The sequence below is a fragment of the Pseudocitrobacter sp. RIT415 genome (assembly GCF_003057695.2).
In the GTDB taxonomy this organism is placed as follows: domain Bacteria; phylum Pseudomonadota; class Gammaproteobacteria; order Enterobacterales; family Enterobacteriaceae; genus Pseudocitrobacter; species Pseudocitrobacter faecalis.
This window is the reverse complement of sequence record NZ_QBJC02000006.1, coordinates 200,372-214,875: the sequence shown is the minus strand read 5'-3', so window position 1 is coordinate 214,875 and position 14,504 is coordinate 200,372. Positions and strand designations below refer to the sequence as shown.

Here is a 14,504-nt window from a genome sequence, read left to right as displayed (position 1 = left end):
GCACCCGCTTCACGGCTCTGACACACTCCCGCCATCTCAACCAGGAGTGCATTATGGAAAAGCAAAAAGGATTTACCCTTATCGAGCTGATGGTGGTGATCGGCATCATCGCCATCTTAAGCGCCATCGGGATCCCGGCGTACCAAAACTACCTGCGCAAAGCCGCGCTCACCGACATGTTGCAAACCTTCGTCCCCTATCGCACGGCCATTGAACTGTGCGCCCTCGACCATGGCGGGCTGAACAGTTGCGATGGCGGCAGTAACGGCATTCCCTCGCCCACCACCACGCGTTATGTCTCTGGCATGAGTATCGCCAAAGGCGTGGTTGTTCTCACCGGCCAGGAGAGCCTGAACGGCCTGTCGGTCACCATGACGCCGGGCTGGGATAACGCCAACGGCGTGACCGGCTGGACGCGCGTTTGCAACATTCAGAGCGACAGCGCCCTTCAGAAGGCCTGCGAAGATGTTTTCCGCTTCGATGCGCAGTAAACCGGAGGCGACGATGAAACAGGATCAGCTTCTCGCGCTGTGTAAAAAACATCACGCCCAGTTAATTAGCAACGATCAGAGCGTGTTAAGTATTGCCGTTGTCGGTGCGCCATCGGATGAACTGATGGATGCCCTGCGTTTTGCGACACAAAAACGCGTCGATATCGAGTGCTGGAGTCAGGAGAGGATGGATAAGCACTTACAGCTTACAGCAACCGCCAGCCAGCCGCCAATGATGATTCTCGCAGCGCGGTCGATCTGCTGAACCGCACGCTGGAACAGGCATTGCTGCAGCGCGCATCAGATATCCATTTTGAACCGGGTGAACATCACCTGCGTCTCAGGTTACGCGTTGATGGCGTGCTGCATGTGTTTTCTACGCTACCGCTTTCGCTGGCGGCAACGCTCACTGCACGCCTGAAAGTGTTAGGCAATCTTGATATAGCCGAACGTCGCATACCCCAGGACGGGCAATTTACCGTGGAGCTCGCCGGTCAGTCCGTCTCTTTTCGTATCGCCACGCTGCCGTGTCGTTACGGTGAAAAGGTGGTACTGCGCCTGCTGCACAATGTTGAACAGGCGCTGGATATCCATCAGCTCGGTATGAGCGGCGATCAACTGGCACTGTTTGCTGATGCGCTCAATCAACCCCAGGGGCTTCTCCTGGTGACCGGGCCGACGGGCAGCGGTAAAACTGTGACACTGTATAGTGCCCTGCAACAACGTAATCGCAGCGACATCAATATTTGCAGCGTGGAAGACCCCGTTGAAATCCCCATCGAAGGGCTGAATCAAACGCAAATTAATCCTCGCGCCGGTCTGACCTTTCAGAGCGTACTGCGCGCCCTGTTACGCCAGGATCCGGATATTGTGATGGTGGGCGAGATTCGCGACGGTGAAACGGCAGAAATTGCCATCAAAGCCGCGCAAACCGGGCACCTGGTGCTTTCTACCTTGCACACCAATTCCACCGTTGAAACGCTGGTGCGCCTGGAACAAATGGGCGTGGCGCGCTGGATGATCTCATCAGCGCTCCAGCTTGTGGTAGCCCAACGGTTGGTACGTAAGCTGTGCCCGCACTGCCGGGAGAAAAACGGTGTAGAAGCACCGCTACCCCGCGCGCTCTGGCCCCGCGCATTGCCGCACTGGCAGGCGGCTGGTTGCCAGCATTGTTATCACGGTTATCTGGGGCGTGCGGCGATCTTCGAGATCCTACCGCTTAACAACGATCTGCGCCACGCCATTGCCGCAGGTCGCGGAACCGAAGAACTGGTGCAGAAAGCGCGTTTGGCGGGCATGACAACGCTGTTTGAGAACGGTTGTATGGCCGTAGAGCGCGGGCTTACAACCCAGGAAGAGTTACTGCGCGTGATGGGGCTTCCGCATGGTGGCTAATCAATTCTGGCGCTGGCGCGGCCTGTCGCATCACGGTGAAGAAAGGAATGGAACGCTGTGGGCACCTAATCGCCCGGAGGCACTGGTTTTATTGCAGAAGCAGGGTATTACCACGCTGGCGCTACGCCGCTCTACCCTCAGGACGTCGTACTGGCGCACAAACTGGCGCTGCGAAATTATCGAGCAGCTGGCGACACTGCTGCAAGCCGGGCTCACGCTCTCGGATGGGCTGGAAATGCTGGCTCGTCAGCATCCTGTACCACAGTGGCAGGCCTTGCTCGGCACGCTCTCTCAACGGTTGGCGGAAGGGGTTTCGCTTTCCGACGGATTGCGGCAGTGGCCGGAAGCTTTTCCCCCGCTCTATCTGGCGATGATCCGCACCGGGGAGGTAACGGGCAAGCTGGATATCTGCTGTCGCGCACTGGCGCAGCAGCAAAAAGCGCAACAGGCTATTACGCAGAAGGTGAAAAAAGCGCTGCGCTATCCGTGCATCATATTGCTGCTGGCCATCGCTGTGGTAGTGGCGATGTTGGGATTTGTACTGCCGGAATTTACGGCGATTTATCGCACCTTTAATACGCCGCTGCCCATGCTCACGCAAGTCGTTATGAACATGGCGGATGCCGTTAAACTGCACTACGGGTGGATTGCGCTGTTCCTGACGCTGCCTTTTCTTCCCGGCAGAATACTGAAAACCAATCCCCGCTGGCAGCGGTTTCAGGCGCAGGTCGCGCTTTCTCTGCCGGTGATGGGCAATCTGGTGCGCGGGCAGATGCTGAGCCACATTTTTACCGTACTTTCACTGACGCAAAGTGCGGGCATCGCCTTCTTACAGGGGCTGGATACCGTCGGGGAAACGGTCACTCAACCGCTCTGGCGGGACGTCATTAGCAGACTTCATCATGACATATCGCAGGGAAGCCCCATCTGGCAGGCGATGGAAAACGTTCATGTTTTCACGCCACTGTGTATTCAACTGGTAAGAACCGGGGAAGCGTCCGGCGCGCTGGATCAGATGCTGAAAAATCTGGCGGACTATCACAGTGAGAAAACGCATCAACTAGCGGAAGATCTGACATCACTGCTGGAACCCATGCTACTGGTGGTGACCGGCGCCATTATTGGCACGCTGGTGGTGGCGATGTATCTGCCGATATTTCATTTGGGAGAGGCAATTAGCGGCGCGGGATAAGCGCTGGCGCGGGATAAGCGCTGGCGCGGGAAGCGCCAGCGCAAAGCATTACAGGCTGTTGAACACGCGGTTCTCTTGTTCCTGCACGCGGATAAAGGTCGTGCGTTTGGTCAGCTCTTTCAGGCGAGAAGCCCCAACGTAGGTGCACGCTGAACGCAGGCCGCCAAGAATATCGCGCGCGGTATTATCTACCGGGCCACGCAGAGGCAACTTAACGGTTTTCCCTTCCGCAGCGCGATACTGCGCAACGCCGCCAACGTGACGTTTCATTGCAGATTCAGAGCTCATGCCGTAGAAGAGCATGAATTTTTCACCATTCTCTTCTACCACGGTGCCGCCGCTCTCATCGTGGCCTGCCAGCATACCGCCGAGCATCACGAAGTCAGCGCCGCCGCCAAACGCTTTCGCCACGTCGCCCGGAACCGTACAACCGCCATCGCTGACGATTTGACCGCCAAGGCCATGCGCTGCATCTGCGCACTCAATGACTGCGGAAAGCTGCGGATAACCGACGCCGGTTTTTACACGCGTGGTGCAAACAGAACCCGGGCCAATGCCCACTTTGACGATATCCGCACCGGACAGAATCAGCTCTTCGCACATCTCGCCGGTGACCACGTTACCCGCGCAAATAGTTTTGGTTGGCCAGGCCTGACGCGCTTTCGCAACGAACTGAACGAAGTGCTCGGAGTAGCCGTTTGCGACATCGATGCACACGAAATTCAGCATCGGGTGCAGCGCCAGAATCTGTTTGGTTTTTTCGAAATCGGCGTCAGACGTGCCGGTGGACACCATCACATGTTTCAGCACATCTTCGGATTCGTTCTGAGCGAAAACTTTCCAGTCTTCCACGCTGTAATGCTTATGTACTGCGGTCAGAATATCGAAAGACGCCAGCGCTTTTGCCATTGCAAAGGTACCCACGGAATCCATATTCGCGGCAATAACCGGCACACCTGACCAGCGTTGACCAGAATGTTTAAAGGTGAATTCGCGTTCCAGTTCAACATCGGAACGGCTTTTAAGAGTAGAGCGTTTAGGGCGGATAAGAACGTCTTTGAAACCTAACTTCAGATCTTCTTCGATACGCATGTGCGGATTCCTGGGGTTAATGGCATTAATTATAAGAGCACAACTCCAGTAACGTTATCATACGCACTAATCAGGGCTTCGCAAGACTGCGATTTTCACTTTTTTTACGCTACAATCCTATAAATTTACCATCAGTTCGGTGAACATGAGCGCACACCAAAAGGCGCTGAAGTGTTTTGTTTTTAACCAATTGATTTTTCAAATCAATTCTCATCAGGATTCACAGGAATGGCGTATACCGTAGCGTTAACCGGTGGCATTGGCAGTGGCAAAAGTACCGTCGCTGATGCATTTTCTCACCTGGGAATTAACGTTATTGATGCCGATATCCTCGCCCGTCAGGTTGTCGAACCCGGAACCCCGGCGTTAGATGCCATTGTGGAGCACTTTGGCCCTCAAACCCTGACACCGGATGGCGCACTTAATCGCCGCGTCTTACGCGAGCGAATCTTCGCTAACCCTGATGAAAAAGCCTGGCTTAACGCCCTGCTTCACCCGCTTATTCAGCGAGAAACCCAGCAGCAAATGGCGCAGGCCACCTCCCCGTACGTATTGTGGGTGGTTCCCCTGCTGGTGGAAAACAATCTCGCTTCCCGCGCCGATCGCGTGCTGGTGGTGGATGTTACACGCGATACGCAAATTCTTCGTACCATGCAGCGCGACCAGGTGTCGCGGGAGCATGCTGAGCATATACTTGCCGCCCAGGCGACGCGCGAACAGCGGCTTGCGGTGGCTGATGACGTCATTGATAACAACGGCACACCAGAAGCCATCGCTTCGGATGTTGCCCGCCTTCACGCACGCTATCTTGAGCTCGCGGCACAGGCTGTATCACAGGAAAAACCTTAATGCACACCCACATCCTTTTTGAGCACCCCCTGAACGAAAAAATGCGTACCTGGCTGCGTATTGAATTTCTTAACCAGCAGCTTCGTACTCAACTCCCCATCACGGATCACGCCAGCGCATTACATTTTTTTCGTAATTTAGGGGACTTGTTGGATGTGTTTGAACGCGGTGACGTTCGCACAGAGATGCTTAAAGAGCTGGAACGCCAGCAACGTAAATTGCAGGCCTGGAGTGAAGTGCCGGGCGTTGACCAGAACCGCATTGATGCAGTGCGTCAGCAATTGAAAAACAGCGGCAGCATCCTGATGGCCGCCCCGCGTATCGGCCAATTCCTGCGTGAAGATCGCCTCATTGCCCTTGTGCGTCAGCGTTTAAGCATTCCTGGCGGCTGTTGCAGTTTCGATCTGCCGACGCTACACATGTGGCTCCATGCGCCACAGCAGCAGCGCGACGCACAGGTAGAACTCTGGCTTAACAGCCTTGAACCGCTGAATCAGGCGCTGGATCTGATCCTCGATCTGATTCGTAATTCCGCACCTTTTCGCAAGCAGACCAGCCTTAATGGCTTCTACCAGGATAACGGTGAAGATGCCGATCTGCTGCGCTTACAGTTGGATCTCTCCTCACAGCTTTATCCGCAAATTTCCGGGCATAAGAGCCGCTTTGCCATCCGCTTTGTGCCGCTGGATAGCGAGAATGGCGTTATTCCTGAACGTCTGGATTTCGAACTGGCTTGTTGCTAAGGAGACACTATGTCTGAAGAAACTATCGTTAACTGCCCCACCTGCCAGAAATCTGTAGTCTGGGGTGAGCAGAGCCCGTACCGTCCGTTTTGCTCTAAGCGCTGCCAGCTGATTGATTTAGGAGAATGGGCGGCAGAAGAGAAACGCATTCCAAGCGCAGGTGATTTATCCGATAGCGACGACTGGAGTGAAAACCCGCAGTAACTCTGCGCGCATAACTGTAGGTCGGATAAGGCGAAGCCGTATCCGACAATTAACATTCACAATGTCAGATGCGCTGCGCTTATCAGGCCTGCGGGGTTTGTACTAATTTTTCGATAACCGGTGCATTCGCCGGGGGGAATTCATCGGCAATCAGCGCATTCTGCGCGATCCATCGTCCCGGTTGCCCCTCTTTTCCCCACGGCTCACCCTGCCAGTTTTCCACCAGCCAGAACCACAATGTAATATGGCGATCGGGGAACGCGTACTCCAGCTTATCAAACAGCTGCGGTTCGCTGGCGGTAATGCCAACTTCTTCCTCAAGCTCGCGGATCATCGCCTCTTCGGCTGTTTCACCCGCTTCAATTTTACCACCCGGAAATTCCCATTTATTTGCCATGTGAGCATCAGCGGCGCGTTGGGTAATGTAAATCTCTCCCGCGTCGTTGCGAATAATGCCGACGGCGATTTGCAGTATTTTCATATTGTCTCATCCAAAAAAAAGGCGCAGATCTCTGCGCCTTTTACTTTTTTATCAGACCTTAGCTCAGACGGCCATGGCACTGTTTGTATTTTTTACCGGAACCGCACGGGCACGGATCGTTACGGCCAATTTTACGCTCGCCCGTTTGCGCTGCCAGTTCCTGTGCAGCCACAGTGTTTTCGTCCTGGTGGCTAAGCTGCTGCATCTGTGCCAGGCGCTCGGCCTCTTCACGACGCTGCTGTTCCATCTCTTCCACTTCTTCCGGCATGCGAACCTGTACTTTGCTGAGCGTGCTGATCACTTCATATTTCAAAGATTCCAGCATCGCCGCGAACATGGAGAAGGATTCGCGTTTGTACTCCTGCTTTGGATCTTTCTGCGCATAACCACGCAGGTGAATACCCTGACGCAGGTAGTCCATCGCCGCCAGGTGCTCTTTCCACAGGGAGTCGAGGGTTTGCAGCATCACGCCTTTTTCGAAGTGACGCATCATTTCAGCACCAACCACTTCTTCTTTACGCTGATAAACTTCAATAGCGTTCTGCAGAATACGCTCACGCAGCGTTTCTTCGTGCAGTTCCGGCTCTTTATCCAGCCATTCAGAGATCGGCAGGTCGAGGTCAAAGTCATTTTTCAGACGTTCCTGCAGCCCAGGCACGTCCCACATCTCTTCCAGCGACTGCGGCGGAATATGCGCGTCGATGGTTGCTTTAAACACGTCTTCGCGGATGCTGTTGATGGTTTCACTAACATCGCTCACATCCAACAGTTCATTACGCTGGGTGTAGATGGCGCGACGCTGGTCGTTGGCGACGTCATCGTATTCCAGCAGCTGTTTACGAATATCGAAGTTGCGGCTTTCCACTTTACGCTGTGCGTTGGCAATCGCTTTGGTCACCCATGGGTGCTCAATGGCTTCGCCTTCTTTCATACCCAGTTTACGCATCATGCCGGACACACGGTCGGAGGCAAAAATACGCATCAGCGCATCTTCCATCGACAGGTAGAAGCGAGAGGAACCGGCGTCGCCCTGACGGCCCGAACGACCACGCAACTGGTTATCGATACGGCGAGATTCATGACGCTCGGTACCAATAATGTGCAGACCACCTGCCGCCAGCACCGCGTCGTGGCGTACCTGCCAGTCAGCTTTAATCTGCGCAATTTGCTCTTCGGTTGGGTTTTCCAGCGCGGCAACTTCAGCCTGCCAGCTACCGCCGAGCATAATATCGGTACCACGACCCGCCATGTTGGTGGCGATAGTCACTGCCGCCGGATAACCTGCCTGAGCAACAATCGCCGCTTCGTTGGCGTGGAATTTGGCGTTCAGAACGTTATGTTTGATGCCCGCCTTCACCAGCTCGTTAGACACCACTTCGGATTTCTCGATGGAGATTGTCCCGACCAGGACGGGCTGACCATTAGCCGTACGCTCTTTAATGTCTGCAATGATCGCCTGAATTTTTTCCGCTTCGGTCATGTAGACCAGGTCCGGCATGTCTTTACGAATCATCGGACGGTTGGTCGGCACCACCACGGTATCCAGCTTGTAGATTGAGCTGAATTCGAAGGCTTCCGTATCGGCGGTACCGGTCATACCGGCCAGTTTTTCATACAGACGGAAGTAGTTCTGGAAGGTGATGGAGGCCAGCGTCTGGTTCTCGTTCTGGATCTCCACGCCTTCTTTGGCTTCCACAGCCTGATGCAGGCCATCAGACCAACGACGTCCCTGCATAGTACGGCCAGTGTGTTCATCGACGATGATGACTTCGCCATCTTTGACGATGTAGTCAACGTCACGGGTGAACAGCACATGCGCGCGCAGCGCGGCAGTCACGTGGTGCATCAGCATGATGTTGCCCGGAGAGTACAGCGACTCGCCTTCGTCCATGATACCTTCTTTCACCAGCAGTTCTTCAATCAGTACCAGGCCGCGCTCGGTCAGGTTGACCTGACGCGCTTTCTCATCGACAGAGAAGTGGCCTTCGCCCTGGAAGGTGTCGGAGTCTTCTTTGTCCTGACGTACCAGATGCGGGATAATTTTGTTCATTTTCTTATACATTTCCGAGCTGTCTTCAGCCGGGCCGGAAATGATAAGCGGGGTACGCGCTTCATCGATCAGGATGGAGTCGACCTCATCCACCAGCGCATAGTGCAGTTTACGCTGTACGCGCTCTTCAGGGCTGAACGCCATGTTGTCGCGCAGGTAGTCAAACCCGTATTCGTTGTTAGTACCGTAAGTAATATCTGCCGCATACGCTTCACGTTTTGCGGGCGCAGGCAGGCCAGACATGTTGATCCCCACGGTCATGCCGAGGAATTCGAACAGCGGACGGTTGTTTTCGGCGTCACGTTGCGCCAGATAGTCGTTGACGGTTACTACGTGAACCCCTTTACCGGTCAGCGCATTCAGATACGCCGGCAGGGTCGCGGTAAGAGTTTTACCTTCACCGGTACGCATTTCTGCGATGCAACGATCGTTAAGCACCATACCACCCAGCAGCTGTACGTCGAAGTGACGCATGCCGAAGACGCGTTTACTGGCTTCACGGACAACGGCAAATGCTTCCGGAAGCAGGCTTTCCAGGCTGGCACCTTTTTCCAGGCGTGCGCGGAATTCCGCGGTTTTGCCTTTCAGCTCGTCATCGGAGAGTTTTTCCATCTCCGGTTCCATCGCGTTAATTGCAGTGACCGCTTTGCGCATACGGCGCAGGGTACGATCGTTACGACTACCAAATACTTTCGTTAATAAATTGATTAGCATAATAAAATCTCAAACGCCCCGCCTTGCGGAGTCAGGAAAATAAAAGAAAGACGACTATTTTCAGACGAGGCGTTGCGGCCCAGCGCGGATGCCCTGAACCTGGCTTACCCATGCGGGGATGCTAAAAGCAGCGGGCGCGACTGACGGCGCAGCAGCGGCCTGACGCACAATGGCCGGCGGCTTGCTTTCAACCGTGAGTAACGCATTAAGGGTGTCCAGCAAAGCAAGATGCTGGGCGGCCTGCAATGGCGTGGTGGACGTGGCTTCGGCAACGGGCAGCGCTTGAGGCGCCATGGCAAACGAGAGATGGCGAATGACCGTGCGAATGGCATGCTGATGCCAGTAATCAACGCTAAACGATGGGCGACGGTTCGCTTCCAGCAGGGCTAACTGCGTGAAATTGACTTTCGTGGCAGGGTTATGATTGCTGGTGGTCTCGCGGGCAGGCGAAGCAGGCTCGGCGTTATTTGCGAGCGCAGGCAGGCCGAAACTGGCAGCAACCATCCCCAACAGGAGATGCGGCCAGAAATAGCGTCTACCTAACTGTCGCCAACGCGTCAGTAACCCACTCACGTAATGTCTACCCCAGAGATTATTATTTTCCGCGCACAGAATTGCACAAAATCATTCAAGTTGCATCAAGGCGACAAGCGAGTGAATCCCGTGGAGCGTACATAAGTACGTGACATGGGTGAACAAGCGCAGTCAACGCGGAGGCCGCATGAATGATGCCGTGCATATTACCATTAATGCCTGATTACAGCAGCATCAATGACGATAAGAGCAGCGGAAAAGTGCGCAAGAAAACAGCGATCGCACAAGAAAGGGAAATGAAAAGGCAGAAATAAAAAACGACTGGTTCCCTGACCGGAGAGAGTGCCAGGTTGCCAGTCGAATTTATGAAATGGTCAGGCTTATGCCAGAACCATTGTCGGTGCTTTGAACGCCAGCGGCAATTCAGCGTCGTCTTCGAAGGTCACATATTCCCAGGCTTCCTGTTTGGCCAGGACTGCCTGCAGAAGTTTATTATTCAGCGCATGACCGGATTTAAACGCGGTAAATGCACCAATAATGTTGTGACCACACATGAACAAGTCACCGATCGCATCCAGCATTTTGTGACGAACGAATTCGTCCTCAAAACGCAGACCGTCTTCGTTCAGTACGCGATAATCGTCAACAACGATGGCACAATCGAAGCTGCCGCCCAGGCACAGGCCACGGGACTGCAGATATTCGATATCACGCATGAAACCGAAGGTACGTGCACGACTAATCTGGCGCATAAAGGCGTCGGCAGAGAAGTTCATTGCATAGCGCTGGGTACTGGCATCAATCGCCGGATGGTTAAAGTCGATGGTAAAATCCAACGAAAAACCATTGTAAGGTTTGAATTCAGCCCATTTGTCGCCATCTTCGACACGTACAGTCTCTTTGATGCGAACAAATTTCTTCGCACAGTTCAATTCATCGATGCCGGCATCCAGCAGCAGATAAACGAACGGTGCAGCACTGCCGTCCATAATTGGGATTTCTGGCGCATCGACTTCAACAATGATGTTGTCGATACCCAGCCCCGCCAATGCGGCGTTGAGGTGCTCAACGGTAGAAATCCGCACGTCATGCTCATTCACCAGACAAGTACAGAGCATTGTATCACGCACAGATTTGGCATCGGCCGGAAAATCTACCGGTGGATTCAAGTCGGTGCGACGATAGATGACCCCGGTATTGGCCGGCGCAGGGCGTAACGTCAGTGTGACTTTCTTGCCGGTGTGTAAACCGACGCCAGTCGCCTGAACGATACGTTTAAGTGTCCTTTGTTTGATCATCGTATAATCTCGCCAAATTAACTATCCAACCGAAGTGTACTATACATTCGGACGGCCAGTTTAGCACAAAGAGCGGGGATTCCCAACTTTGAGCTAATTCTTAATCAGCCTGCTTACGTAAAAACGCCGGAATATCCAGGTAATCCGGTTCTTTCGTGGTCTGCGGCGTATTGTCGTTAACCACTTTCGCGGCTGGTTTCTGCTCCTGCGTCAGCGGGGTCATACCGTGCTGCTGGTAGCGATCCATAACCGGCTGCTGAGTCTGCTTGTTGGTCACCAGGGTAATTTCCGGACGTTTGTCCATACCAATACCGGTTGCAACAACAGTCACGCGCAGTTCGTCGTTCATATCCGGGTCAAGGGAAGTACCGATAACCACGGTCGCATTATCCGAGGCAAATGCACGGATAGTGTTACCGACAGTCTCGAACTCATCCAGACGCAGATCGAAGCCAGCAGTGATGTTGACCAGCACGCCGCGCGCGCCAGACAGGTCGATATCTTCCAGAAGCGGGGAAGAGATCGCCATTTCAGCCGCTTCTTCAGCACGATCTTCACCGCTTGCCAGACCAGAGCCCATCATTGCATAGCCCATTTCTGACATTACGGTACGTACGTCAGCGAAGTCGACGTTCATCAGGCCCGGACGGGTAATCAGCTCGGCGATACCCTGCACTGCGCCTTTCAGTACGTCGTTTGCCGCGCCGAAAGCGTCAAGCAGAGAAATACCGCGACCCAGCACTTTCAGCAGCTTGTCGTTCGGGATGGTGATCAGGGAGTCCACGTGTTTGGACAGTTCAGTGATACCCTGCTCCGCGAAGGCCATACGCTTCTTGCCTTCAAAATTGAAAGGCTTGGTCACGACAGCAACAGTCAGGATACCCAAATCTTTAGCCACTTCAGCCACAACCGGCGCGGCGCCCGTACCGGTGCCGCCGCCCATACCTGCGGCAATAAAGACCATGTCCGCGCCATCTAATGCGGCGCGCAGTGCTTCACGGTCTTCATCAGCAGCGTTACGGCCCACTTCCGGGTTTGCACCCGCACCCAGACCTTTGGTAATACCGCTACCAATCTGGATAGTCTGGCCAACCGCAGTTTTACGTAACGCCTGAGCGTCGGTATTCACTGCGAAGAATTCAACACCTTCGATGCGCTCACGCACCATGTGCTCTACGGCATTACCGCCGCCGCCACCGACGCCGATGACTTTAATCACCGCGTCGTTGGTCAGTTCCATAGGTTCAAACATAGTCTCTCTCCGTTTTATACACTTTCTCAATCAGACCGCTCTACCACAGCCAGAAGGAAATCGTGTATGTGCCTGTCGCCTGAAAGCGCTAATTTTCTGCGCTCTCTTAAAAAAATTAAAACTCTTTTCGCAGCCAGCTGTTCAATCGCTTAATCCATGAACCAACTGATGCGGTTACGCGCTTGTCTACTTCTGCTTCACCACTCAAGTGGGACTCTTTCCCGTAGTGCAGCAGGCCCACTGCCGTTGAGTAATACGGCTCTTGGGCGTAATCCGTCAACCCCGTGATGTTCAGCGGTGCGCCGATACGTACCTGCGTATGGAACACGCGCTGCGCGCAGGCCGCCAGGCCTTCAATTTGCGCTGCGCCACCGGTGAGTACAATCCCCGCCGCGAGGTGATGTTTGACACCCTGCTGGCGAAGCTGTTCCTGTAACTGCAAAATTTCTTCGTTGACCAGATTGAGCAGCTCGGTGTAGCGCGGCTCAATCACCTCTGCCAACGTCTGGCGCTGCAGGCTGCGCGGAGGACGCCCCCCCACGCTCGGCACTTCAACGCTCTCATCTTTGCCCACAATGGAGCCCAGTGCACAACCGTGGCGCACTTTAATCGCTTCGGCATCGCTCGGCGGCGTACCGAAGGCGTAAGCGATATCGCTGGTGACCACGTTCCCGGCGTAGGGGATCACTTTGGTGTGGCGCAGCGCCCCGCCAGTATATACGGCGATGTCCATTGTACCACCACCGATATCCACCACGCAGACGCCCAGCTCACGTTCATCTTCCGTCAGAACCGAATAACTGGCTGCCAGCCCGGCAAATATCAACTGGTCAACTTTCAGGCCACAACGCTCTACGGCTTTGACGATGTTTTTCGCCATGTCGTTGTGGCAGGTAATCAGATGTACCTTGGCCTGCATACGCACGCCAGACAAGCCAACCGGATTTTTGATCCCTTCCTGGTAATCAATCGCGTATTCCTGCGGAATAACGTGCAAAACGCGGTGCTCATCGCGGACGCGAACGGATTTCGCCGTATGCACCACATTTTCGACATCTTCCTGCGTCACTTCTTCTTCTGAGATAGGCACCATGCCAATCTCATTTTGACAGCTTATGTGCTTGCCGGAAAGCGCCAGATATACAGAGGAGATCTGGCAATCCGCCATCAATTCTGCCTGGTCGATAGCGCGCTGAACGCATTTCACTACCGACTCGAGGTCATTTACCCCGCCTTTGTCCATACCTCGCGATGGGCAACTGCCCACGCCGATGATATTGACCATGCCGTCGGGCAGAACTTCCCCTACTAAAGCGGCGACCTTCGCGGTGCCAATCTCCAGTCCAACTACCAGTTTTCTGTCCGTCGCCTTGATCATTGTTGTTCTGCCTGTGCCTGATTCTGTTGTTGACTGGTTTCTTCGACAGGGGCAGGCTCCCAACCTACTGACGCCCCTGAGTCATAGCGCAAATCAACGTAGCTAATCCGATTACCTTCTGTTTGCGCCTGCTGCTGAAGAACCGGATACAGTTCTAAAAAGCGCTCAAGCCGCTTCATGGTGTCGCCCCGTCCCAGATTGAGCTTAATACCATCGCCCAACGTCAACTGCCAGGAACGGCGCGCCGTCATTGCCGCCACTTTTAATGTGAACTTCCCTTTCGCCAGCACGGCTCCCATGTCGCGGTATCCCTGCAAGACTTCGCTTTCGCTGCCTTCAGGGCCATACAGCATGGGCAAACTCTGCTTGTTGGCGCGATCGGCGGGTACGCTGAAGGAGTTGCCTTCGGCATCCACCATATGCTGATCATTCCAACGTGCAATCGGCACATATTCAACCAGATGAATCTTCAATTCGTCTGGCCACTGCTTTCTTACGCTCGCCTGCTTAATCCACGGCAGACGTTCAATTTGCCCCTGAACGATGTTCACGTCCTGGGTCATAAAGGTTCCTGGCGACCCGAGCGCCAGAATAGACTGGCGGATGTCGTCGTTACGCGTGTAGTGCCGCTCGCCGGTGACCACCAGTTTCGAGATAGGCAACCGTTGTGCATCTTCCATCCAGCCCAGCACGACCCAGCCGCTAATCAACACGGTCAACAACACCGTCAGCAGGAAGATAATTCCTGCAAGACGCGTTCCATTATTGCGCCGCGAAGAATTGTACTCTTCTTCTTCACGGTTCCGCGTATTCAGCGCAGCCTGCGACATA

13 protein-coding genes and 1 pseudogene are annotated in these 14,504 nt (G+C 54.3%); 6 read left to right on the top strand and 8 right to left on the bottom strand.

Going from position 1 to position 14,504, the window contains the following annotated elements:
• Positions 1–53 precede the first annotated feature (53 nt).
• From ppdD to hofC, 3 genes and pseudogenes are all read left to right on the top strand, one after another.
• On the top strand, positions 54–491 hold the full coding sequence (gene ppdD, locus DBY68_RS08950; RefSeq protein WP_108475556.1) for a prepilin peptidase-dependent pilin: 438 nt from the start codon (positions 54–56) through the stop codon (positions 489–491).
• 13 nt (positions 492–504) lie between these two features.
• Positions 505–1,886, top strand: a pseudogene (gspE, locus tag DBY68_RS08945) (type II secretion system protein GspE).
• Positions 1,876–3,078 (top strand): protein transport protein HofC, encoded by a 1,203-nt coding sequence (hofC, locus tag DBY68_RS08940; RefSeq protein ID WP_108475555.1) that lies wholly within the window; start codon positions 1,876–1,878, stop codon positions 3,076–3,078. The pseudogene gspE and the gene hofC overlap by 11 nt, the downstream one beginning before the upstream one ends.
• 48 nt (positions 3,079–3,126) lie before the next feature.
• Here hofC and DBY68_RS08935 read toward each other — a convergent pair whose 3' ends face one another.
• A complete protein-coding gene (locus DBY68_RS08935; RefSeq protein ID WP_108475554.1) occupies positions 3,127–4,170 on the bottom strand; it encodes a GMP reductase in 1,044 nt (347 codons plus the stop codon).
• Positions 4,171–4,398: 228 nt separating this feature from the next.
• Here DBY68_RS08935 and coaE point away from each other — a divergent pair, with 228 nt between their 5' ends.
• The 3 genes from coaE to yacG are packed head-to-tail and all read left to right on the top strand — an operon-like array spanning position 4,399 to position 5,966.
• Positions 4,399–5,019, top strand: coding sequence for a dephospho-CoA kinase (gene coaE / locus DBY68_RS08930; RefSeq protein WP_108475553.1), 621 nt, complete (start codon positions 4,399–4,401; stop codon positions 5,017–5,019).
• On the top strand, positions 5,019–5,762 hold the full coding sequence (zapD, locus tag DBY68_RS08925; protein ID WP_108475552.1) for a cell division protein ZapD: 744 nt from the start codon (positions 5,019–5,021) through the stop codon (positions 5,760–5,762). The genes coaE and zapD overlap by 1 nt, the downstream gene beginning before the upstream one ends.
• A 9-nt stretch (positions 5,763–5,771) precedes the next feature.
• Positions 5,772–5,966 (top strand): DNA gyrase inhibitor YacG, encoded by a 195-nt coding sequence (gene yacG / locus DBY68_RS08920; protein ID WP_108475551.1) that lies wholly within the window; start codon positions 5,772–5,774, stop codon positions 5,964–5,966.
• Positions 5,967–6,048: 82 nt separating this feature from the next.
• Here yacG and mutT read toward each other — a convergent pair whose 3' ends face one another.
• From mutT to ftsQ, 7 genes are all read right to left on the bottom strand, one after another.
• Positions 6,049–6,447, bottom strand: a complete 399-nt coding sequence (gene mutT / locus DBY68_RS08915) for an 8-oxo-dGTP diphosphatase MutT (RefSeq protein ID WP_108475550.1) — start codon at positions 6,445–6,447, stop codon at positions 6,049–6,051.
• A gap of 58 nt (positions 6,448–6,505) precedes the next feature.
• Complete coding sequence (gene secA, locus DBY68_RS08910) at positions 6,506–9,211, bottom strand: preprotein translocase subunit SecA (RefSeq protein WP_108475549.1); 2,706 nt, start codon at positions 9,209–9,211, stop codon at positions 6,506–6,508.
• 60 nt (positions 9,212–9,271) lie between these two features.
• Positions 9,272–9,784: a secA translation cis-regulator SecM gene (gene secM / locus DBY68_RS08905; RefSeq protein ID WP_108475548.1), complete on the bottom strand. Its 513-nt coding sequence runs from the start codon at positions 9,782–9,784 to the stop codon at positions 9,272–9,274.
• Positions 9,785–10,125: 341 nt separating this feature from the next.
• On the bottom strand, positions 10,126–11,043 hold the full coding sequence (gene lpxC / locus DBY68_RS08900) for a UDP-3-O-acyl-N-acetylglucosamine deacetylase (protein WP_108475547.1): 918 nt from the start codon (positions 11,041–11,043) through the stop codon (positions 10,126–10,128).
• A 100-nt stretch (positions 11,044–11,143) separates the two neighbouring features.
• Positions 11,144–12,295, bottom strand: a complete 1,152-nt coding sequence (gene ftsZ / locus DBY68_RS08895) for a cell division protein FtsZ (RefSeq protein ID WP_015965916.1) — start codon at positions 12,293–12,295, stop codon at positions 11,144–11,146.
• A 115-nt stretch (positions 12,296–12,410) separates the two neighbouring features.
• On the bottom strand, positions 12,411–13,673 hold the full coding sequence (gene ftsA, locus DBY68_RS08890) for a cell division protein FtsA (protein ID WP_015965917.1): 1,263 nt from the start codon (positions 13,671–13,673) through the stop codon (positions 12,411–12,413).
• The gene (gene ftsQ, locus DBY68_RS08885) at positions 13,670–14,503 is read right to left on the bottom strand and encodes a cell division protein FtsQ (RefSeq protein WP_108475546.1); all 834 of its coding nucleotides are present in this window, start codon (positions 14,501–14,503) and stop codon (positions 13,670–13,672) included. The genes ftsA and ftsQ overlap by 4 nt, the downstream gene beginning before the upstream one ends.
• Between the last annotated feature and the right edge of the window lies 1 nt (position 14,504).